23 protein-coding genes and 1 pseudogene are annotated in these 20119 nt (G+C 52.8%); 15 read left to right on the top strand and 9 right to left on the bottom strand.

Going from position 1 to position 20119, the window contains the following annotated elements:
• Positions 1-59: 59 nt before the first annotated feature.
• Together M3223_RS02315 and M3223_RS02310 are read left to right on the top strand one after the other, a co-directional pair.
• Positions 60-599 (top strand): NfeD family protein, encoded by a 540-nt coding sequence (locus M3223_RS02315; RefSeq protein WP_251558537.1) that lies wholly within the window; start codon positions 60-62, stop codon positions 597-599.
• Entirely contained in the window at positions 599-2161 is a 1563-nt protein-coding gene (locus M3223_RS02310) for a flotillin family protein (RefSeq protein ID WP_251558535.1), read from the top strand. The genes M3223_RS02315 and M3223_RS02310 overlap by 1 nt, the downstream gene beginning before the upstream one ends.
• 152 nt (positions 2162-2313) lie before the next feature.
• Here M3223_RS02310 and M3223_RS02305 read toward each other — a convergent pair whose 3' ends face one another.
• Positions 2314-2802 (bottom strand): hypothetical protein, encoded by a 489-nt coding sequence (locus tag M3223_RS02305; RefSeq protein WP_251558533.1) that lies wholly within the window; start codon positions 2800-2802, stop codon positions 2314-2316.
• Between the two features lie 163 nt (positions 2803-2965).
• Between M3223_RS02305 and M3223_RS02300 the strand changes: the two genes are divergently transcribed.
• Positions 2966-3214, top strand: coding sequence for a helix-turn-helix domain-containing protein (locus tag M3223_RS02300; protein WP_251558531.1), 249 nt, complete (start codon positions 2966-2968; stop codon positions 3212-3214).
• 50 nt (positions 3215-3264) lie between these two features.
• On the opposite strand, the pseudogene M3223_RS02295 reads toward M3223_RS02300, so the two are convergent.
• The 5 genes and pseudogenes from M3223_RS02295 to rpsD all read right to left on the bottom strand — a co-directional run.
• Positions 3265-4212, bottom strand: a pseudogene (locus M3223_RS02295) (Ger(x)C family spore germination protein); the annotation flags it as partial.
• Positions 4212-4460 (bottom strand): hypothetical protein, encoded by a 249-nt coding sequence (locus M3223_RS02290; protein WP_251558530.1) that lies wholly within the window; start codon positions 4458-4460, stop codon positions 4212-4214. The gene M3223_RS02290 and the pseudogene M3223_RS02295, both read right to left, overlap by 1 nt.
• A 210-nt stretch (positions 4461-4670) precedes the next feature.
• Positions 4671-5015, bottom strand: coding sequence for a type II toxin-antitoxin system HicB family antitoxin (locus M3223_RS02285; RefSeq protein WP_353057660.1), 345 nt, complete (start codon positions 5013-5015; stop codon positions 4671-4673).
• A 67-nt stretch (positions 5016-5082) separates the two neighbouring features.
• The gene (locus tag M3223_RS02280) at positions 5083-5310 is read right to left on the bottom strand and encodes a type II toxin-antitoxin system HicA family toxin (RefSeq protein ID WP_251558526.1); all 228 of its coding nucleotides are present in this window, start codon (positions 5308-5310) and stop codon (positions 5083-5085) included.
• Between the two features lie 269 nt (positions 5311-5579).
• Entirely contained in the window at positions 5580-6185 is a 606-nt protein-coding gene (gene rpsD / locus M3223_RS02275) for a 30S ribosomal protein S4 (RefSeq protein WP_251558524.1), read from the bottom strand.
• 287 nt (positions 6186-6472) lie between these two features.
• Here rpsD and M3223_RS02270 point away from each other — a divergent pair, with 287 nt between their 5' ends.
• From M3223_RS02270 to M3223_RS02255, 4 genes are all read left to right on the top strand, one after another.
• Positions 6473-7156 (top strand): hypothetical protein, encoded by a 684-nt coding sequence (locus M3223_RS02270; RefSeq protein WP_251558522.1) that lies wholly within the window; start codon positions 6473-6475, stop codon positions 7154-7156.
• 99 nt (positions 7157-7255) lie between these two features.
• Positions 7256-8371 carry an aminopeptidase gene (locus M3223_RS02265; RefSeq protein ID WP_251558521.1) on the top strand — a complete coding sequence of 372 codons (1116 nt, stop codon included), beginning with the start codon at positions 7256-7258 and terminating at the stop codon, positions 8369-8371.
• A gap of 131 nt (positions 8372-8502) precedes the next feature.
• On the top strand, positions 8503-8745 hold the full coding sequence (locus tag M3223_RS02260; RefSeq protein WP_251558519.1) for an HPr family phosphocarrier protein: 243 nt from the start codon (positions 8503-8505) through the stop codon (positions 8743-8745).
• A 162-nt stretch (positions 8746-8907) separates the two neighbouring features.
• Positions 8908-9204, top strand: a complete 297-nt coding sequence (locus tag M3223_RS02255) for a YlaN family protein (protein WP_251558517.1) — start codon at positions 8908-8910, stop codon at positions 9202-9204.
• Positions 9205-9268: 64 nt separating this feature from the next.
• On the opposite strand, the gene cax is transcribed toward M3223_RS02255, so the two are convergent.
• Positions 9269-10345, bottom strand: coding sequence for a calcium/proton exchanger (gene cax / locus M3223_RS02250; protein ID WP_251558515.1), 1077 nt, complete (start codon positions 10343-10345; stop codon positions 9269-9271).
• Between the two features lie 191 nt (positions 10346-10536).
• On the opposite strand from cax, the gene M3223_RS02245 reads away from it, so the two are divergent.
• Entirely contained in the window at positions 10537-10929 is a 393-nt protein-coding gene (locus tag M3223_RS02245; RefSeq protein ID WP_251558513.1) for an Asp23/Gls24 family envelope stress response protein, read from the top strand.
• A gap of 100 nt (positions 10930-11029) precedes the next feature.
• On the opposite strand, the gene ftsW is transcribed toward M3223_RS02245, so the two are convergent.
• Both ftsW and M3223_RS02235 read right to left on the bottom strand, forming a co-directional pair.
• Entirely contained in the window at positions 11030-12232 is a 1203-nt protein-coding gene (ftsW, locus tag M3223_RS02240; RefSeq protein ID WP_251558511.1) for a putative lipid II flippase FtsW, read from the bottom strand.
• Positions 12233-12247: 15 nt separating this feature from the next.
• Entirely contained in the window at positions 12248-12595 is a 348-nt protein-coding gene (locus M3223_RS02235) for a YugN family protein (RefSeq protein ID WP_251558508.1), read from the bottom strand.
• Between the two features lie 214 nt (positions 12596-12809).
• On the opposite strand from M3223_RS02235, the gene M3223_RS02230 reads away from it, so the two are divergent.
• The 7 genes from M3223_RS02230 (at position 12810) to M3223_RS02200 (ending at position 19871) form a co-directional block, all read left to right on the top strand.
• Entirely contained in the window at positions 12810-14009 is a 1200-nt protein-coding gene (locus M3223_RS02230; protein WP_251558507.1) for an amidohydrolase, read from the top strand.
• A gap of 93 nt (positions 14010-14102) precedes the next feature.
• Positions 14103-14549 (top strand): CBS domain-containing protein, encoded by a 447-nt coding sequence (locus M3223_RS02225; RefSeq protein ID WP_251558504.1) that lies wholly within the window; start codon positions 14103-14105, stop codon positions 14547-14549.
• 146 nt (positions 14550-14695) lie between these two features.
• The gene (locus M3223_RS02220) at positions 14696-16396 is read left to right on the top strand and encodes a DNA repair helicase XPB (protein ID WP_251558502.1); all 1701 of its coding nucleotides are present in this window, start codon (positions 14696-14698) and stop codon (positions 16394-16396) included.
• The gene (locus M3223_RS02215; RefSeq protein WP_251558500.1) at positions 16393-18333 is read left to right on the top strand and encodes a hypothetical protein; all 1941 of its coding nucleotides are present in this window, start codon (positions 16393-16395) and stop codon (positions 18331-18333) included. The genes M3223_RS02220 and M3223_RS02215 overlap by 4 nt, the downstream gene beginning before the upstream one ends.
• Positions 18334-18447: 114 nt before the next feature.
• Complete coding sequence (locus M3223_RS02210; protein ID WP_251558498.1) at positions 18448-18912, top strand: YlbF family regulator; 465 nt, start codon at positions 18448-18450, stop codon at positions 18910-18912.
• Positions 18913-18967: 55 nt separating this feature from the next.
• Positions 18968-19234, top strand: a complete 267-nt coding sequence (locus tag M3223_RS02205) for a YlbG family protein (protein WP_251558496.1) — start codon at positions 18968-18970, stop codon at positions 19232-19234.
• A gap of 199 nt (positions 19235-19433) precedes the next feature.
• On the top strand, positions 19434-19871 hold the full coding sequence (locus tag M3223_RS02200) for a hypothetical protein (RefSeq protein ID WP_251558495.1): 438 nt from the start codon (positions 19434-19436) through the stop codon (positions 19869-19871).
• Positions 19872-20119: the final 248 nt, after the last annotated feature.

The raw sequence follows: 20119 nt of genomic DNA, 5'->3' as shown, positions 1-20119 counted from the left end.
GACTGCGTATAGACTTAGCGAGCGATTACAATCGCTTCCAAATTTGGGGGAGTGTGAAAATGGAGACGCTATTTCTATCCTGTCTCGCCTTTGGCATCCTGTTCGCATTCGTCAGCATCGTGTTAGGGGATATTTTAGGTTCGTTCTTTGATGGGGCGCTTGATTTCCTGTCGGTTGACGGACCTGGAATTTTCCAGCCTGCCGCCCTGGCTGCAGGCATTACGGTTTTTGGCGGAGCGGGGCTTATGCTGGTGAGATACGCTGGATTCCCGGCAAACATCACCGTTATTTTGGCTCTGCTGATCGCTGCAGCCGCTTCGGTACTGATGTTTTTCTTGTATGTGAAGCCGATGCGAAACAGCGAGGTATCCTCCGGTTATTCGATGAGTGAGCTTGGAGGAGCTATTGGCGAGGTCATCACTTCCATTCCCGCGAAGGGCTGCGGCGAAGTGTTAATCCGAATCGGAGCCGGCGTCACGAACCACACGGCAGAAAGCTATGAGGGAATGGATATTCCCGAGGGCAGCCGCGTTGTTGTCGTCGAGGTCAGGCCGGATGCGCTCGCGGTCGCCACTATGGATCAGAGAGGGGAAATGTAATGCCGGAGTATCTCGTAATTCCGTCCATTGTTGTTGGTGTTTTTATCGTATTGGGGCTCGCCTTTTGGGCCCGCTACAAAACGGTCAGTCCGGATGAGGCTATGATCGTAACGGGCTCGTTCCTCGGGTCCAGTAATGTCGCTGCGGACGATACCGGACGCCGGATCAAAATCGTGCGCGGCGGCGGCGCGTTCATTTTGCCGATTTTCCAGCGTGCGGAGTTTCTTTCGCTGCTGTCCATGAAGCTGGACGTTTCGACCCCGGAAGTTTATACCGAACAAGGCGTTCCTGTTATGGCAGACGGTGTTGCCATTATTAAGATCGGCGGCTCGATTGAAGACGTGGCGACAGCTGCCGAGCAGTTCATGGGCAAGCCGGTCGAGGCGCTCAAAAGCGAGGCGCAAGAGGTGCTCGAGGGACATCTGCGCGCGATTCTCGGCTCCATGACGGTGGAGGAGGTTTACCGCAACCGGGATCGTTTTGCACAGGAGGTGCAATCGGTCGCAGCCAAGGATCTCAAAAAGATGGGGCTGCAGATTGTTTCCTTTACGATTAAGGACCTGCGCGACAAACACGGTTATCTCGACGCGCTTGGCAAACCGCGTATCGCAGCCGTCAAGCGCGATGCTGAAATTGCTGAGGCACAGGCGGTAAGAGATTCGCGGATTCAGAAGGCGATGGCGGAAGAGGAAGGCCAGAAGGCCGAGCTGCTGCGGGATACAAACATCGCGGAAGCTTCCAAGGCGAATCAGCTGAAGGTCGCAGCGTTCAAAAAGGAACAGGATACGGCTAAAGCCGAGGCTGACCAGGCCTACACGATTCAGGAAGCAAGAATTAAGCAGCAGGTCGTCGAGGAGCAGATGCAGGTTGAGCTCGTGCGCAAGGAACGGGAAATTGATCTGGAGACGAAGGAAATTTTGCGCCGCGAGAAACAGTACGATTCCGAAGTGAAAAAGAAAGCCGACGCCGACCGTTATGCGGTCGTACAGGCGGCCGAAGCAGAAAAAGAGAAGCAGTACCGCGCGGCGGATGCGTTGAAATACCGCATTGAGGCGGAAGCTCACGCCATGGCGGAGCAGAAGCGCCTTGAAGGTCAAGCGCTTGCCGATGCCGAGCGTGCCAAAGGTACGGCCGAAGCGGAGGTTATCCGGCTGCGCGGTTTGGCCGAAGCAGAAGCGAAGGAAAAGCTCGCCCAGGCGTTCGAAAAATTCGGAGAAGCGGCTGTACTCGACATCATCGTCAAAATGCTGCCTGAGTTGGCGGGTAAAATCGCCGAGCCAATCCAGTCCATCGATAAGCTTACCGTTGTGGATACAGGCAACGGCTCAGGAGCGGCTCGTTTGTCCAACTATGTAACCGATCTGATGGCAACCGCACCGGAGATGCTGAAAAGCGTCGCCGGCATCGATGTCAATCAGCTGATGCGGAATTTAACTTCCCGCACGGCAGAGTCCTCTCCAGCAGCAGCGGTGACGGCTGCCGCCGCAGGGATCGGCCTTCCGGCTGCGCTCGCAGCTGCGGCGGCGGAGGAACCGGTTAAGCGGGACCCGGATGCATCTTAGAAGAGCATACGTTAAACAATACTTAAATTCTTTTATATTCTTTCTTAAAAGGCCAAACAAAAAGGCAGCCTTCCCGGTAGGGAGGACTGCCTTTTTGGCTGTGCCACACCAGCCCACTGACCCTGTGGTCGGCGAGCTCCTTTTTGTTTAGCTCAAAATAGGGCTGTGTTATCACGGATTATTAAACGTAACGAACTTGTATTTTCAATTGTTCCAACTGGAACACTAACCGCCGTAATGGAGGTTGACCTGAAATACCGGCCGCTGACAAATAGATTTCTTTCATCTAGTGTAAACTGTAGTGTTCCAGCATTAGAGCCGTCAGGGAAAGTCCCGATATAAAATACTGTTCTACTTATCCAACTTCCTAATACAAACGGTAATTCAAAGAAATTTTCGCCCCCATTAGGAGCCAAGATATTCGATGGGGAAGGCTCAATAGACCCAGGCGTGCTAATGTAGGTAAAAGTAATTGAACTGGTCTCATTAATGATCCGAAAGCTTTCCCGATTCAAAGCGCCATTTCCATTCTCATTCCCATTTTCATTACGGTCGCCGCTAAACCGTCTATGGTAAGAGCCGAAAGTTTGTACTATAATTACCAACAAAATAAACAAAACCAAAATCATACCTAGCTTCATAGTTATACCTCCTATAACATTTCTATCAACATATGAGAATATAGAAGGATTGGTTTAGACTCGAAATAAAAAAAGAGACTGCGGACCTTTGAGGGTCGGCGGGCTTTTTGGCTTTATGAGAACAAATGTTTGTGTTAAGATCGGCACAGGAGTGTGATGACTCGTGAGGCAGTTAACCGACACAGAGCGCAAGCTGCTGCGGATCGCAAGCAATTACATTAGCAGATATAAGTATTTCCCGAGTGTCGCGGTGCTGTCCAAGTTCAGCGGCCGTCCAGAGGCAAAGGTGCAGGCGGCTCTGCGCGGGCTAGAGCAGGAAGGGTATATCCAGTTCGATCCGGAAATTCGCGGCGCTAGTCGTGTCTTAGTGCCGCGGGAAATTGACATGAATAGTACGTTGAGCAAACTTTGAAGCCCGCCGGGATTAGGAGCCGGTGGGTTTTTTTGAGAGCGAATTTAAATCTAACCCGCTTTTTGATTCGGCGAAATGGAATTTCCTATTGTACCCGTTGTGTTGATTTTAACCTGAACATCATATTTCACCTCAGTTTTAGGAAAGGTAACATCGTCCCATTCTTCGGTTACAGTCTTCCAATACTTAGGGTATTTACGCTTTGTTGCAAGCCCTAAACCAATCAGGTCTGTACGATGTGTTTTAGCCCATTTCATCGCGGTTTCCGCGTTTCCTAAAAGAATTTCTTCAGCTTTTTTCTCCAATACCGGAAAGACAGATGGATCAGTCAGATTTATAGATTCACAAGAGTTTTCAACCACATCGCCAGTGTAATACAACTGAATCGTATAGGATAGTTCACCATTCTTTTTCTTTGGGACAATCTTTGTTTTTGTCGCATTAATTTCCAGGCCTGTATATTGACTGTTGCCGCATGGAAGTTCCAGCGAAGTGCTTATTAAAAGACCGGTTGTATCGGAGTAGCCCTTACTTTCCTTTTCATTTAACCAGCCGACAAGTCGGTCTCCTTTAAATGCAGCGAGGCCATCATATTGGAAAAAGGCTGCAGGCTTAAATCCTTCCAGATTCTTTTTCTCATCTGCTTTTTTACGATTCCCTTTAATCTCAATACCGGTCAGGACTAGTTGCTGCCCATCACTTTTAATAAGATGCAGCATCTTATCCATATTAATGGCTGCAGTTGGAGCCCAATCCTTTTCTGAGCGTTGAAGAGCTTGCTGCATGCTGTATGTCGGAATCTTTTCTAATGGAGTGTACAGTTTTAAAACGTCCTCAGCGTTTATCCCGCGTGCAATAACCACGTTATAGTCCATTCGAGCTTCATTATTTCGCAAGGTACTGTCAACCACTCCGCTAAGCCCTCTACGAGCAACTTCTTCACTAACGATAAAAAGCTGTAGATGCCCGTAATAAAGCATTCTCGGAGCTCTTGTTGTTAGGGCTCGTGATGCTTCAAATAACGTATTTCCCTTCTCTTGATAAAGTACGACAGGTGTTCGATAAGTGCCGCTCTTTTAGTGGAGATTTCATTCGGATTAACGACCTGATAAGAGACAAGGTACTTCCCGTCCTGCCAGTCCACAGCTATGCCAAGTACAATCAGCAGATCGTTTAATTCACGACGGCTCCAACAGCCGCTTAGAATTGCTAGGCAAAGCAGCACAAGTGTGACTCGGCGCAACATAAGACGCCCTCCTGACTTGTGATAATTATGCATGTATCCAAAAACATTGTTCCCGATTATTGGTGGCTTTATCCAGCTAGTGAAGGGATAGGGGGGAGAAGGTATTGGGCGGTATTGTGTGTCCTGGTGCCTTAGGGAAATAGACATGAATAGCACGTTGAGCAAACTTAAAGCCCGCCAGGATTAGGAATCGGCGGGCAGGCGTTTTGATTACTGACTAAGCCGGAAGAGGATGTACTGATTCAGGCTAACGCCCTCCAAGTCGGCCGTTTCGGATAGCTGGCGATGCAGGCTTTTAGGCAGCCGAAGGTTAAACTTGCCGCTATACCTTTCGTCGGGACCCGATACCGGCTCAGGGATTGGATCTCCAAATTCAAGTTTTACGGAGAGCCAGTCCTCTTTGGCCTCCTTGATGCTCTCCACTAGCTCGGCCATGGTATCCCCGTGTGATTGGCAGCCGTCTAACTCAAGGTACGAGCCGAAATAGTAATGCCCGGTTTCGTCGGTTATCTCTTTAATGACCAAGGTGTACGGCAAAGCCATGTAATACGCCAAGTCTTTATCGCTCATAATTTTTAGCAAAGGTCGTATGTTATAATGAGGATATGCACAAAACCGAGGGCTAAACCCCGATTCTGCTAAGCACATCCTTTACGTAAGCCGCCTTGAGTGGATTTGATTTTTTTATCGTGATGACGTCTCCAGCGTCATTACGAAAGTTGTGATGACAGCCGCCGTTTGGCTTTAAGTGTTTATAGCCATGGGCTTCGAGCACTTTCACAGCTTCTCTGAAATCAATTCCGTTTGGGGCGGCTTTCATCTTTTCGATGATCTTCGCGACCTTTGCCATGTCTCACCTCCCGCAGTTATAGTACCGTATACGGTACTATAACGCGAGGAGGTCGACTTCTCATCGGCTTATGATCCGTTTGATACGAAATTGAGATATATAGAGCGTCTACCCGACGTTATATTTTAGCTCCAAACCTAGCCCCAGATTGGTACATTAATGACCATGACCATTATCCTGCGTATTGTTGATTTAATAAAAAAAGCCCGAAACCGCCTGCGTACAGGGGTTTTGGGCTTTTTTTCGTAGCAACTTGCGTTCCAGCTCTCTTAACGGCTGTAGAACTCGACGATTTGTTTTTCGTCGATGTCGGAGCTCAGCTCGCTGCGCTCTGGAAGACGGATATACTTGCCTTCAACAGCCTGGTCGTTGAACTCCAGGTAGGTTGGCAGGTGGTGACGGCCTTCCATTGCTTCTTTAACCGACTTCAGGGAACGGCTGCGCTCGCGCAGGCCGATTACGTCGCCAGTTTGAACTTGGTAGGAAGCGATGTCGACTTTTTTGCCGTTGACCGTAATGTGGCCGTGAGCAACAAGCTGACGAGCGCCCGCACGGGAGTTCGCGAAGCCAAGGCGGTAAACGAGGTTGTCCAGACGGCTCTCAAGCAGGAACATGAAGTTCTCGCCGGAGATACCTTTCAGCTTGGAAGCTTTGTCGAACAGGTTGCGGAATTGCTTCTCGTTTACACCGTACATGTGGCGGAGCTTTTGCTTCTCAGCCAGCTGCAGGCCGTAGCCGCTTACTTTTTTACGTTGGCTCGCTTGGCCGTGCTGACCTGGAGGGAAAGGACGTTTTGCGAGCTCTTTGCCCGTACCGCTCAGGGAAATGCCGAGACGGCGGCTAAGTTTAAACTTGGGACCTGTATAACGTGACATATTGGGTGTAACTCCTTCTTCAAATGGAATGTTTGAAAAGGGTCCAACGTTTCGCCGAGTACCGCATGAACATGGACAAGCCATGACCTGAAGGGAGAGTTCAGCCGCTGTCCCCGCAGCTGCGGCACCCATGAGGGTGTCACAAAACCTTTGGCCTATATTCAACAACTAATATTAAAGGATTGGAGCATGGAGTGTCAAGGCGCTATCGGCATCGCCGCCGATAATGCCGCATAATTGTCCGGCGAAACAGGACAATCTATACCTAAATGAAAGGAGCTGGGAATATGGCCGGACTCATTCGAATCCTAATCATGTTGATTGGCTTGCAATCTTTGCTTTCAGGCTGCGGAAGCGACGGGCAGCGTTCGCCTGCGGATCTGCTGCGGTTGACGGTATCGGGGCTTTCCGCGCGAGAACAATATACCTTCAACGGGGAATCGGTCGGCACTCTGCAGGCAGGGGAGGAAAAGACGGTATTCAGCGGAACCGTGCAAAGGCATGACGGCTTAAAATTAAAGCAAATCGGCGGCGTGACGCTGCTTTCTTCGGGGAGCGACCGGCTTGGCGATGACGGTTATAACCCTTCTGCGTTGCTCGAAGGACTGCTGCGGCATAAAGCGGCGGTAAAATTAGATGAAGCGCGATCCGACTCGGGAACGGCATGCCTCATTGTGACTCCCCGCAAAGAACAGTCGCAGCGGCTATGGAGGGAACGGCTTGACAAACAACGGAAGGGAGTCCGGACGCTTCGCGCCTCTGATAATTCCGGTTTGAAAAGCTTGGGAGAACAAGATTGGAGCGCTCGAATGAGCACATTGCAGGCACGGACGGAATATGTGCTGCTTGTCGACCGGCATCGGCTTGTTCCCATTTCTTTAACCGAGAACTCCACACTGACCTACAATACCAAAGGCTCAGCAAAAGAAGAAAAGCGGCGAATCGCCTTTCAATTCCATGGCTTTCATTAGTACGCTGACGCAAAAACGTAAAGCCGTGCAGAAGCAGGAACGCTCGTGTTAGGATGTACGTGAAATTCCAGTAAATCCATTCCGAGAGGAGCTGCAGCCATGCGAGATCCGCGCCTGCAAATTTTAGCCGCTAATCTGGTCCGCCATTCCGTGCGCGTCCAGCCCGGTGAAAATATTTTAATTGATATGATAGGCCCTGAACGGGAGCTTGCCAAATGTCTGGTGGAAGAGGTGGCCCGCGCAGGCGGACGGCCTTTCGTCGAGACGAGCGACCGCTCCGTGCTTCGCTCCCTGCTCCTTAACGCCAGCGAAGAACAGATTGAGCTCTGGTCCAGCCTCGATCAAGCGCGCATGAAACAAATGCAAGGATACATAGCCATCCGCTCCGGCGAAAACGTCAACGAGCTGTCGGATGTTCCCGAGGATAAAATGAAGCTGTACCAGCAGCTGTATTCCCATCCGGTTCATTCCGAAATTCGCGTCAAACAGACCAAATGGGTCGTGCTGCGCTATCCGAGCAACTCGATGGCCCAGCTTGCCAAAATGAGCACCGAAGCGTTCGAGGATTTCTATTTCGATGTATGCAATCTCGATTACAGCCGCATGGAGGAGGCGATGACTCCGCTCAAGGGGCTGATGGACCGGACGGACAAAGTCCGCATCGTCGGTCCCGGAACGGATCTCAGCTTCTCCATTAAAGGCATCGGTTCCGTCAAATGCGCCGGCGAGCGCAACATCCCGGACGGGGAGCTTTACACGGCTCCGGTGAAGGATTCGGTACAAGGGACGATTACGTACAATACCTCCAGCGTGAACTCGGGCGTTACGTTTGACAACATTTCGTTCACGTTCGAAAACGGCCGCATCGTCAAGGCGACGAGCAGCGACGAGAAGCGCATCAATGAAATTCTGGATACGGATGAGGGCGCGCGTTACATCGGCGAATTCAGCCTTGGCTTTAATCCCTACATTTTGCATCCGATGAACGACACGTTATTTGACGAAAAGATCGCCGGCTCGCTGCATTTTACGCCAGGCCAAGCTTATGAAGAAGCGGATAACGGCAACCGTTCCGCCGTGCATTGGGATCTCGTGCTTATTCAGCGTCCGGAATACGGAGGCGGGGAGATTTATTTTGACGACGTGCTGATTCGCAAGGATGGCATTTTTGTCCTTCCAGAGCTGGAAGGGCTAAATCCGGATCGTTTGAAATAAGATAAACGGATCATGGTTCTAATCTGCCATGAAAGGTTATAATTTACGTGTGTTTGTCTTGAACAGGAGAATGTTTCAGAGTATAGTAAAGGAAACGTTTTCTTATGTTTTTTTAACAGGGAGGAATACCCATGTCCAACAATGCGGCTATCGTAGAAATTTCTCAAGTTGCCGGCAGGTTCCGTTCGTCAATCGTGCTTCAGGCAGACAACAAGTACATCGACGTCAAAAGTATTCTGGGCCTGTTCACCACGTTGGTCGGCGGCCATTCTTATGAGCTCCACGTCCACGGACCGGATGCAGATGAGGCGAAACAGGCTCTTGCCGAAGTGTTCGCAAAGCACAACCTGAACATTACTATTGTCGGCGAATAAGCCGCAAAGGGCGTCTCTCCCTGCTGGACGGGGGGAGGCGCCTTCTTTGTTATTGCTCCACTTGGTTGTTCGTCCTTGTGTATTGGACTCGAATCGTCTAATATTAAAGATATTACGGCATACGATGACATACGGCGAGACATCCGCACAGGGGGGGAAACTATGTCTTCACCGGAAGTTCTGGTCCATCTGCATCAGAAGGCTGTTCAACTGCTGCAGGATGACGCGAACAAGATTGAGAAGCTGATTGAAGTGCAGATGGAAAATCTTGCAACCCGCAAGTGCCCTCTCTATGAAGAGGTTCTCGATACCCAGATGTATGGCTTGTCCCGAGAGGTTGATTTTGCCGTTCGGGCGGGACTGATTGAGGAATCGGCGGGCAAGGCCATTATTAGCCGCCTGGAGCGCAATCTGGCTCAATTGTATGAAGCGCTGGATCAAAAATCCCAGCTCCTATAGCAAGCCGGCCTACAACAAAGAGGAGGCGCCGTCAGACGGCGCCTCCTCTTTGTGTCGCATTTTTCTAAACAAGGAAAAACGCAAAACCCAAAATAATATAAACCATAATAAGCAGGAAGCCCTCATACCAGTTGGTTCGCCCGTCGCTCGATACCGCCTTCGCAATGAATACAGACACCGCAATTGCGGCCAGCTCAATCGGGGTAAACACGATGTCCATCGTAGGCCCGAAAAAGCCGCTAATAAGCACAAGCACCGGCGCGACGAACAGCGCGATCTGCAGGCTGGAGCCGACGGCGATTTCGACGGCTGCGCCCATTTTGTTCTTCATCGCCAGCATAATAGCGGCGCTGTGTTCGGCGGCATTGCCGACAATAGCTACGACGAACGCACCGACAAACAGCTCCGACAACCCGAACCGCTCCGACACCCCGTGAAGCGTATCAACAAGCCACTCGCTCACAAATGCGACCATTAAAGTTGCGACAACGAGGTACAGTACCGAGCGCTTGAGACTCCAGAGCGGTTCTTCATGATGCTCGTCGGCCTGCGCCCCCGCTTGATCCTCCATATCCGACAGCATATCCTTATGCGTGATCATCGAGAATACGAGCCAGAGCAAATAACTCACGATCAGAATGATAGCGACAGTGATGCTCAGAATCTGATCCTTCCGGAACGTAAAATGCTCGGCGGATACAAAGGTTGCCGGGATGAATAAGGCAACAACGGCAAGAATCATCAGCGTCGAGTTATGTGTAGCCAGCTGCACATTGTAGCGCTGCTCTTTGTACTTAAGGCCGCCTAGCAAAATGCTGAGTCCAAGCACTAACAGCAAATTGCCGATGATTGAGCCGGTTAAGCTTGCCTTGACCGTTTCGAACGAGCCTGCTTTTACGAGAAAAATCGCAATAATAAGCTCAGCGGCGTTGCCGAAGGTGGCGTTAAGGAATCCTCCCAGCCGTTGTCCGGCATAGTGGGCAACGGACTCGGTCGCCTGCCCGAGAAAACCGGCTACAAAAATAACCGAAACCGCCGAGATGGCGAACTGGAACATCTCATTCCAGTGCAGGTAGTGCGCGAGAGCGCTCAGTACAAACGAAGCAATGAGCCCCGCGAAAAACAGTTGTCTCCGGTTCACAGCAGGTGCACCTCTTTTTTGAAATTTTTCAGGTAAAATATGTATCTTACTATAACCAATTTAATAACTAAAGTAAACGAAGAAGCCTTAATCCGGCTATCATTTTAAGAAGCCTATAAGCTCTGTTGCAATTACGAGATCGCATCCATTACAATGGTTAAAAGTGTATATCGTTGAAGGGGTGGAGCGTTGTGGCGGAAGATCTTGAGACAGGCATGATTCGGATTTCGGACGACGTAGTCGCAACGATTGCGGGGCTTGCAGCGCTGGAAACATCGGGAATCGCCGCCATGTCGGGCGGTATCTCCGAAGGTCTGGCCAAGCGGCTCAGCGGCAAAAACGCCCAGAAGGGCGTAACGGTGGAGGTTGGCCAGCTGGAGGCGGCGATTGATTTGCGCGTCATCGTTCAATATGGCATTCCGATCCAGGAAGTATGCCGCCAGTTGCAGCTGAACGTGCGTGAAGCGGTCGAAAATATGACCGGACTGAATGTCGTAGAAGTTAACGTCAAAGTGGACGGCGTCATTTTCCGCGAGGAAGCGGTCGAAGAGCCGGCTCCTAATGGCACCCGTAACGTCAAATAAATGAATTGTCCCTCGCCTGCGCTTGCTGCGCAGGCTTTTTTTGTGTGAAGTCAAAAAAACCCCGCAGTCTTCGCTATGAAGACTACGGGGTGACAGGCCGTCAGGAAAGCAGCCGTCGGGGCTGAGAGGATGACTTTGACGTTCGGCCCTCTTGAACAGAAGCCTCACGATTGGCCTCGCGGGAAATGCTGAGCAGCACGCCCATGGCAATCATGGAGGAGAGAATCGACGATCCGCCGTAACTGATGAACGGAAGCGTTACGCCGGTAAGCGGAATTGTGCCCGTGACACCTCCAATGTTGACAAAGGTCTGCACGGCAAACAGGGAAATGATGCCCGCCCCGACTACAGTTCCGTATACATCCGGACAACGCAGCGCAACGATGATGCCGCGCCATAAAAACAGCAGGAAAACGAGCAGGAACAGCGTGCTGCCGATAAACCCAAGCTCCTCGCCGATGATGGCAAAGATAAAATCATTGTAGGCAAACGGCAAATACTGCACCTTTTGAATGCTGTGTCCAAGCCCTGCTCCGCTAAACCCGCCGTGGCCAAGCGCCATCAAGGAACGGCTGACCTGCATACCGTCTCCGAGCGCGTCAGCAAGAGGGTCCTGAAAGCTTGTAAAACGGTTCAGACGGTACTCCCAGCCTTCCGTGTCCACCAAAAAGCCTATCGCCCCTACAACGGTCAGGGCTATTCCCCCGAAAAAACCTGTTGCTAGAAGCTGGCGCAGGTTAGCGCCGCCGGCAAAAATCATCATCATGGCGCAGGCGCTAATGACGAGACAGGAGCCGAGATCGGGCTGAAGCATAATCATTCCGCAGACGACCGCCACGATAACGATGACCGGTATTAGGCCTTTTTTAAAGCTGCGGAACTTCTCGCCCTTTTTGACAATCAATGATCCCAAATAGAGAATTAGGGCGATTTTGGCAAACTCGGTTGGCTGGATGCCGAACGGGCCGATATAGAACCAGCTGCGGGCGCCGTTCACTTCGTCTCCGACAAACGGTACAAGCAGCAGCAGCAATATCGTAGGAATGAAAAAAAGGATGAAGCCTTTCTTGAAGAACTGATAGCGAAAGTTCATCAAAAAGAGCATCAGCCCGGTGCCGATAATTGCAAAAATAAGTTGTTTCTTGAAAAAATAAAGCGGATCATTGTCGTAGCGGGTGGACACTTCCGCGATGCTGGAGCTGGCGCTAAAGACCATTACAAGTCCAAAGCCGACCAGCACCAGCGTCAGAATGAGAAGCGGAAAGTCCGGCCTGCCGCGGCGGCGTTCCGGTTGTTCATTCATTTCATAACCATCACCTTATTCGGCGAGCTTTTGTTTGAGCTCGACGAGCTTTTGCTGAGCTGCGCTCAGGATCGGTTGCGGAACAGGAGACTCGTAATCCAAACCATGCGGAAACGTTGCCCGGCCGAGGTACACATGCTCGATTGCCAGCACGGCAGCGGGGTTTTCCAGCTTGCCTTCGACAGCGCGGGTGTTGAAGCGCAGGAAGTATTCCTGGTCCGTATTGCGGTCAACAAATTTCAGATCGTATGTAGCGCGGTAATATTCCCACTGCCAACGGACAAATCCGAGACTTTCCGCGCTCTCATCCAGGTGAGCCAGATCGCTCTTCATTCCGTCAAGGCCGGTGTTTTCAATAATCATGAATATCCTCCTCAGCAGCTTGGCAAAGACTGTATACACTTTCATATTAGTATGTTTCCAAGGCCAGCGCAAGGGCTGGCCCGTGTCGGGAGGGGCTGCCGGGCGCAGGGGTCAAGGGAGGATCAAAAAGAAACGGCGTTTTTTGGATCGGCTCCTATCTAGCTTCCTAGCACATCTGGTACACTACACCATAAGAGGCAAGGAGGAGATCGCAATGGACAAACAAACCCGTCTGGATACCGAACAAAAAATAGATCGCCTGCTGCCGCGCATGATCGCGGACCGGCGTCATCTGCACCGTCATCCCGAGCTTAGCTTTCAGGAAAAAGAAACAGCGGGCTGGATCGCTGCCCGGCTGGCTGAGCTCGGCTGCTCACATATCCGAACGGGAGTGGGCGGACATGGCATTATAGCGGAGATAAATGGCATGGAGCCCGGTCCTGTTGTTGTCCTGCGTGCGGATATCGATGCTCTGCCGATCCAGGAGGAGAAGGAATCGGAGTACCGATCCGCCGTTCCTGGGGTTATGCATGCCTGCGGCCACGATGCCCACACCTCTGCTTTATTGGGCATTGCCGCTTATTACGAGTCGCTTCAAGGGAAGTTTAAAGGCACTCGCAGATTGCTGTTCCAGCCTGCGGAGGAGCTGACGCCGGGAGGAGCGCTTCCCATGATTCAGGATGGAGCGCTGGACGGGGCGGATGCCGTATACGGCGTGCATCTGTGGACGCCAGTTCCAGCGGGGCAGATCAAGGTGCGCGGAGGCGCCTTTATGGCAGGCGTGGATGAGTTCACCATTGATATTATCGGCAAGGGCGGGCACGGCGGAATGCCGCAGGATACCGCAGACGCAATTGTTGCGGGTTCGGCTCTGGTGCAGGCGCTGCAGACTGTCGTCAGCCGCAACGTCAGCCCGCTTGATACGGCTGTCCTGACGATCGGCTCCTTCCAGGCAGGCGAAGCGAGCAACATCATTGCCGGACATTGCCGGCTTAAAGGAACGGTGCGGACGTTTGACCCTCGCGTCAGGGAGCGTGTTAAGAGCCGTATTGCGGAGCTGGTGCGGAGCGTTTGCGCCGGTTACGGAACGGAGGGCAGGCTCGATTACCGGGGAGGTTATCCGCCTGTCATTAACAATGCGACAGAGGCCGAACGCTGCCGGGCAGCAGCAATCGAGCTTTTTGGCGCAGATGCGGTAAGCGAGTCGGAGCTGATTACAGCAGGCGAGGATTTTGCTTATTATCTGGAGCGGGTGCCGGGCTGTTTTCTCTTTGTGGGCGCAGGCAACGAGGAGCTGGACGCCGTTTATCCCCACCATCATCCAAAATTCGATTTGGATGAAAGCTCCATGCGCCAGTCGGCGCTGCTGCTGATCGGATGCGCAGAGCGCTTTGCCGCCGATTGGACCGCATGAGAAGCTGGAATCCGCGCATTCTATAGCTGATGCCTTCATGCTGCTTTGCGCGGCGGGAAGGATGAGGCTGAATGAAGAGAGGATGCGAAGCAATTGTCCAAAACGGTTAAAGAGCTTATGACCAGCCGCTGCCACACCGCGACGCTGTTGGATAATGTGTACGAGCTTGCGGTATTGATGAAAAAGCATGGGATCGGATTTGTCCCGATTGTTGAAGGCGAGAAGCTGATTGGAGTTGTAACCGACCGCGATCTGGTGTTAAGGGGATATGCAGCTAAACATCCCGGCTCCACGGCAGTCGAGGATGTCATGACCCCGAATCCCGTTACAATCCGTCCGGAAGCAAGCGCTGAAGAGGCGGCTGAGATGATGGCTTCCCGTCAAATCCGCCGTTTGGCTGTCGTAGACGACAGCGGTAAACTTGCCGGCGTCATCGCAATCGGCGATTTGGCTGTAACCGACGGCTTCCGACGGGAAGCCGGCAGCGCGCTCAGCGAAATTTCAGATGCAGCCGCAGATCAAGGCTCAATGATTCACTAATTTGTTTAAGCCCTTTTCCGATGGAGCGGAAAAGGGCTTTTTTGCACGAATGTAAGCGGGGAGGCTGCAGGATTGTGGCGGTTAGGGATAAAACAGGTGCGGGCTGCCCCATACTGAAAAAAATCCCATCGGCAAGGAGGCAGCCTATGCTTAAACGAAAAAACGGACCGCTGATTGCCCAGGCGGACGGCACTGTGCTGCTGGATGACGCGCATCCGGCGGCCGAGGAAGCCAGAGCGGAGCTGAGCCGGTTCGCCGAGCTGGTAAAGCGGCCGGGAACGATGCATCAATACCGGATCAGTCCGCTGTCCGTCTGGAATGCGGCTGCGCTCGGAATGTCGGCGGACGATATGCTTCAAGTATTAAGCCGGTACGGACGTTATTCATTGCCTGCGGAGGCGGCCGAACGGCTGAGGCAATGGATGGACCGCTGCGGAGGTCTGGAGCTGCTGCCGGGTACAGACGGAATGCTATTGCTTGCCGGAGAGAGCAAAAGACTGCTGGAGCTGCCGAAGGAATGGCTCGAATCCTTGGGAGCGGAGCCGGTTGAAGGCGGCTGGCAGATTCCGGCTGACCGGCGCGGCGAGCTGAAGCGGGAGCTTGTGCGGCTTGGAATGCCCGTGCTGGATAAGGCCGGTTATCGCGAAGGCGAAACGCTGAACGTGAAGCTGCGGGATGAGCTGTCCGGCGGACGTGCCTTCCGGCTTCGCGATTATCAGCAGGAAGCGCTGGAACGCTTTTGCCGGCAAGGAGGCCAAGGAGGCAGCGGCGTCATCGTGCTGCCCTGCGGAGCGGGCAAAACGCTCGTAGGCGCAGCTGCGCTTGCCCGGCTCGGCTGTGCCGCGCTTGTACTTACGTCAGGCTCGACCTCGATCCGTCAATGGAAGCGCGAGCTGCTGGACAAAACGACGATCCAGGAGAGCGAAATCGGGGAATACACGGGAGAGCTAAAGCAGATTCGACCGGTTACGATCGCATCGTATCAGATTTTGGCTCAAGGACGCGGCGAGGCCCGAAAAAACGGCTCCACCGACCATATGAACTTGTTTGGCAGCCGCGATTGGGGCTTGATTATTTATGACGAGGTGCATCTGCTGCCGGCCCCTGTATTCCGTCTAACAGCGGAGCTTCAGGCGACGCGCCGCCTTGGGCTTACGGCAACGCTTGTGAGGGAGGACGGCCGCGCTGAGGACGTGTTTTCCCTTATCGGTCCCAAGCTGTATGAGCTGCCCTGGAGAGAGCTGGAGCGCCAAGGCTGGATTGCGAGCGTCAGCTGCCGTGAGATCCGGGTGCCTATATGCGAGTCGATTGGGGAAAAGTATGAACAGGCCGACTTAAAAACGAAGCTTCGGCTCGCAGGCGAAAATCCGGCCAAGGCGGCGGCGGTTAGAGAGGTGCTGGAGCGGCATCCCGGCCGGCGTACGCTTGTCATTGGGCATTATCTCGACCAATTGCGTGTTCTGGGCACGGAGCTGGATGCTCCTGTGTTATGCGGCAGTACGCCGGCAGCGGAGCGCGAGGAGCTGTTCCGCCGTTTCAACAGCGGCGAGCTGACTCTGCTTGTCGTTTCGCGGGTTGCCAATTTTGCGGTAGATCTGCCGGAGGCTTCGCTTGCTGTGCAAGTATCCGGCACCTTCGGGTCGCGGCAGGAGGAGGCTCAGCGGATCGGCCGTCTGCTGCGGCCGAAAGCGGGCGATAACAGCGCCTATTTTTATACGGTGGTCACCTCAGGCACAAAGGAAACGGAGTTTGCTCTGAAACGCCAGCTGTTTATGCTTGAACAGGGCTACCGCTATGAACGGGCTGAGTCCGTCTGGGACGAAAAGAAGAAGGAGGAAGGGGCATGAGCGGAGGACGTCCCTGGGATCGCAGTCGTCCGGCGCAGCCCGCGGCCAGCTCTGCGATTACGGCAAGCGCGAAAGGTTCATCAAGCTCAATTACATGCTTGTCAAACTCCAGCCATAATGCGTCTAATGAGGAGCTTCCCGGCCTGCTTGATTCGGATTATGGACGGCAGAAAGAAGCGGAGTTTGTCCGTATAAATAGGCAAAATTTGAAGTCGGAGAAAGTCAAAGCCGGCTTATCTCCCCAATCGCTTCACGTGCTGCAAACGCTGCTGCGCGATTTCGGTTTATGCGGCGCGGAGGAAGGAAGGCTGCTGGAACAGGCCGCGGACACGGGCTCCTGGTCCAGGCTTGAAACTGCGCTTGCGCTGCCGGAGCTGGCAGAGGTTGGGGCGGTGGAGCTGCGACAGCGCTTTTGGGGAGAAAGAATCGTCCGGGTTGAACCGCGACTTTTTGAGTCATGGACAAATGCTGTATTCTCCGTCTCGCTGCATGGCTTGACGCCCGAAACGAACGATATTCGGCCGATTCCGGGAGGCAGCAGCACAAGACTGCTGTCGCGCGTGCTGTTAGGGGCTCTCGCTCTGCTGTCCCGCAGCGGACTGCAGCTGACAGTTAAAGGGCAGCTGCGCCGCAAAACGGTTCAGGAGCTTGCCGAGGCAATCGGGCTGTCCGTCGAAGGGATGCAGCTGCTTCGTCTAACCCCGGCCTGGACGATTGATTACACGCTTCAGGCGGCTTTTGGCTTGGACTGGATGACGAGCGAAGGCTTATTGTCCGAATCGCTCGGCGGCTGGCGGCTGGACTTTGACACGCTCAAGAGCTGGCTGGAGCTGCCGCTGTTAAAAAGGGAGGGGCAGCTGCTTCGCTGGGTTTGCGACCGAGCTTTAGGCAAAGGGACGGCAGAGGCTGCGGCAGCTTCCGTGACCGCACTGCTGGAGCCGGATTATTGGTACAGTCTGGATGACCTGCAAGCGGCAGCCGATAAGCGCAGCGGAGCGGATTCCAAGCTGCGGCCTTGGCTGGAGCTGATGGTGAGCTGCGGATGGGGAGAATTAGGAGAAGATCGCTCGGGAAAAGATTATTTCCGCATGCTGTTGAAGCCTCAAGAGCTGCAGACTATCTATGGCGCTGATGAAAACGATGCGCAGCAGGTTAATGAAGAAGCAGCGGAACCGCTGCTAATCCAACAGGACGGAGAATTATGGGCTGGCCCGTGGACGGCATATCGTTCCCTGTGGCTGCTGGAGCTGATCGCCGACCGCGGCGAGCTTCGCGAGCTTACCTCCTACAAGCTGACTCCAAAATCGCTTGGCAAACTCCAGTTGGGAGGGGATGGCGGGAAGCTTATTTCCGAGCTTCTTGAACATGGTTGCGAATGCGCGCTGCCGCCGTCGGTGCGCGCCGCTTTGGAAGAGTGGCTTCCGGCAGCCGCTAGCAGCAATGATTCAAACCCAGCTGTGCCTGCTCCACAACCGGCAGACGGCAGCATTGATTTTTGGGATGGCTGCATGAAGCTGTTGCCGCTTGCGGTAGAAAATGCAGGTGCGCCAGCAGGAAGGGGGACGCTCCGATTGGCGGTCAGCCAAGCGGCAGATCCGTTTGGATTGGAGTCTTTGGCAGCCGCTAATCCCATTTCTCCGCTGGAGGAGTATGCCCCCGAGCTGGGAAGAATTCCTGCTGCATGGACGGTTGCCGCAAGGAGTTATCATGCCTCAACCTCCCGGCAACTGATTGAATCCGCAATTGAGCTGGGGCTGGCAGTGGAGCTCGGAACGGGAGCTTCGCGCCGAAAGTTCGTTCCTTCCGAGCTGCGCCGCGAACAAGGAGCGGACTGGTCGGCGACAGGATTTTACCGCTGCGAGGAGACAAAAAATAGAATATCCGGACAATTAAATTCCACCTCCGACGAGCCGATTCGGCTGCTGCTGCCTCATTGAGCGGACATTAAGAGCAGCAGGCGGGAAAAACAGGACAGCCATATATCGTCCGAACCGTTGATATGCTATGATAGGCGTTAAGCGGCTGCTGCCGCGGAAAGGAGAGCATGCGGAATGCAGGAGCTTCAAACGTTGGAGCCCGCCCCGCTGGATATGGCGCCGCTTCTGCTTTGCGCCTATGAGCTTGGCGACTCGATCAATCAATCGGCGCTTGTGGCCGAATACTTATATTGGAAAGACGTCGTAGAAAAGGATACGGAGGTGCTCCGGCTGAAGGCCGCCTTTGCCAAAGCGAAGGAGCTGTTTGCCGAATGCGAGCGGTTCGGACGGTTTCATCCCGACTACAACGCAGCCAAGGACGCGGTCAAAAAGGTGGAAGCCGAAATGTCCGAGGTGGAGAGTATCCGGCGTTATAAGGAGACGGAAGCGGAGCTTGATGCGCTGCTGTACGATGTCTCCCTGATGATTGCGGAATCCGTATCCGAGACGATTAAGGTTCCAAGCAATGATCCACTGCCGAAGGGCGGCAGCTGCGGCTCGGGAGGGTCCTGCAGCTGCGGAAGCGGCGGCTGCGGCTAAACGCAGGCCGGAACTCCAGACTTATTTTAAACGAATCAGGCGGTGACGTTGAATCATGCTTACGGAACAGCGAAAAGGACATATCGTATGGGTGAATGATGCGAAGGCCGCACGCAACCTGGAGAAATACGGGAACGTACATTTTATATCCCGCCGCCTTCATTATGCGGTTATTTATTTGGATGCGGACCGCGAGGAAGAAACACTTCGAAACATTCAGCGGCTTCCTTACGTCAAGAAAATCGAGAGATCGCTTCGCAGCGAGATCAAGACGGAATATTCCAAGGAATCCCAAGACAAAACCCGCTTCTACAGTATGTAAGAAGAAATGTCGTCTTGTACAAGCCTTTGGCTTTCCGAATTCGGGAGGCTAAGGGCTTTTGTTTTTGTTATATAACCCATATTGTTACAATAATGGAGAGTCATTATTTTGATATTTGAAATTAGGAAGAGTCATGGTAGAATAAACCTAATTCATATATAGATATAAAGGCCTGCTTTCCCCAGGAGGAGTGGAAAAGGTGAAAGATCGAACAACAGAACGCTGGAGTACCTACGAGACGTTTCATGTGCAACTGGGTGATAAGAGGGTTGCGGATATTATTATCACTAACCACGCCAAGGAGCGTTGGACGGCCCGGGTGGAAAGCCAAAAAACCGGATACGAGGATATCGCCGACTATGTTTGGCAGTGCCTGAAGCAAGGACGAATCGAGTCCTATTACAGAAATGAAGAGGATGTTTACCTCATTGACGACGATCTTGTATTTGTTGCGGAGTTTACGGATTCAGAGAAGGATTTTGATCTGGCCGGAATGCCGCTTCACAAAATGATCGTAGTTACATTTCTAGGGCGCATGTCGGAAACGATTGAGCTCAGGGACTTAAAGTCCTACTATTCGTGGCTCCGCCATTCGAGGCGCATGACGCTGATAAAAAACAGCCGTAAGCGAAAATAATTCCAGGGTATTGAAATCGATTAAAAATTAATGGTTGAATTAGGAAAACAAGTCTGCGATCCCCCGTCGCAAGGCTTGTTTAGTTGTTTTTTGAACGACATTTTTCAATGTTGGAAATCATTCCTTGTGAGGTATTTTGAGGTGCTGTTTCCAAATCGCTTATAACGGATGAAATGGATGGAATTGCCCGGCAGCATCCCAATCGCTTGTCTGATGCGCTATAATGATTGGCAGAAGGTAGAGGGGGA

The organism is Paenibacillus pasadenensis (assembly GCF_023715725.1).
Classification (GTDB): domain Bacteria; phylum Bacillota; class Bacilli; order Paenibacillales; family Paenibacillaceae; genus Paenibacillus_O; species Paenibacillus_O pasadenensis_A.
Note: the sequence above shows the minus strand (reverse complement) of the source record. Positions and strands in the feature narration are given on the sequence as shown.

What these genes read in the sequence shown, in the direction of transcription:
- M3223_RS02315 (WP_251558537.1), top strand. Translation starts at nt 60, where the DNA reads ATGGAGACGCTATTTCTATCCTGTCTCGCCTTTGGCATCCTGTTCGCA.
- M3223_RS02310 (WP_251558535.1), top strand. Translation starts at nt 599, where the DNA reads ATGCCGGAGTATCTCGTAATTCCGTCCATTGTTGTTGGTGTTTTTATC.
- M3223_RS02305 (WP_251558533.1), bottom strand. Translation starts at nt 2,802, where the DNA reads ATGAAGCTAGGTATGATTTTGGTTTTGTTTATTTTGTTGGTAATTATA.
- M3223_RS02290 (WP_251558530.1), bottom strand. Translation starts at nt 4,460, where the DNA reads ATGTTGCGCCGAGTCACACTTGTGCTGCTTTGCCTAGCAATTCTAAGC.
- M3223_RS02280 (WP_251558526.1), bottom strand. Translation starts at nt 5,310, where the DNA reads ATGGCAAAGGTCGCGAAGATCATCGAAAAGATGAAAGCCGCCCCAAAC.
- rpsD (WP_251558524.1), bottom strand. Translation starts at nt 6,185, where the DNA reads ATGTCACGTTATACAGGTCCCAAGTTTAAACTTAGCCGCCGTCTCGGC.
- M3223_RS02270 (WP_251558522.1), top strand. Translation starts at nt 6,473, where the DNA reads ATGGCCGGACTCATTCGAATCCTAATCATGTTGATTGGCTTGCAATCT.
- M3223_RS02265 (WP_251558521.1), top strand. Translation starts at nt 7,256, where the DNA reads ATGCGAGATCCGCGCCTGCAAATTTTAGCCGCTAATCTGGTCCGCCAT.
- M3223_RS02260 (WP_251558519.1), top strand. Translation starts at nt 8,503, where the DNA reads ATGTCCAACAATGCGGCTATCGTAGAAATTTCTCAAGTTGCCGGCAGG.
- M3223_RS02255 (WP_251558517.1), top strand. Translation starts at nt 8,908, where the DNA reads ATGTCTTCACCGGAAGTTCTGGTCCATCTGCATCAGAAGGCTGTTCAA.
- ftsW (WP_251558511.1), bottom strand. Translation starts at nt 12,232, where the DNA reads ATGAATGAACAACCGGAACGCCGCCGCGGCAGGCCGGACTTTCCGCTT.
- M3223_RS02235 (WP_251558508.1), bottom strand. Translation starts at nt 12,595, where the DNA reads ATGATTATTGAAAACACCGGCCTTGACGGAATGAAGAGCGATCTGGCT.
- M3223_RS02230 (WP_251558507.1), top strand. Translation starts at nt 12,810, where the DNA reads ATGGACAAACAAACCCGTCTGGATACCGAACAAAAAATAGATCGCCTG.
- M3223_RS02220 (WP_251558502.1), top strand. Translation starts at nt 14,696, where the DNA reads ATGCTTAAACGAAAAAACGGACCGCTGATTGCCCAGGCGGACGGCACT.
- M3223_RS02215 (WP_251558500.1), top strand. Translation starts at nt 16,393, where the DNA reads ATGAGCGGAGGACGTCCCTGGGATCGCAGTCGTCCGGCGCAGCCCGCG.
- M3223_RS02210 (WP_251558498.1), top strand. Translation starts at nt 18,448, where the DNA reads ATGCAGGAGCTTCAAACGTTGGAGCCCGCCCCGCTGGATATGGCGCCG.
- M3223_RS02205 (WP_251558496.1), top strand. Translation starts at nt 18,968, where the DNA reads ATGCTTACGGAACAGCGAAAAGGACATATCGTATGGGTGAATGATGCG.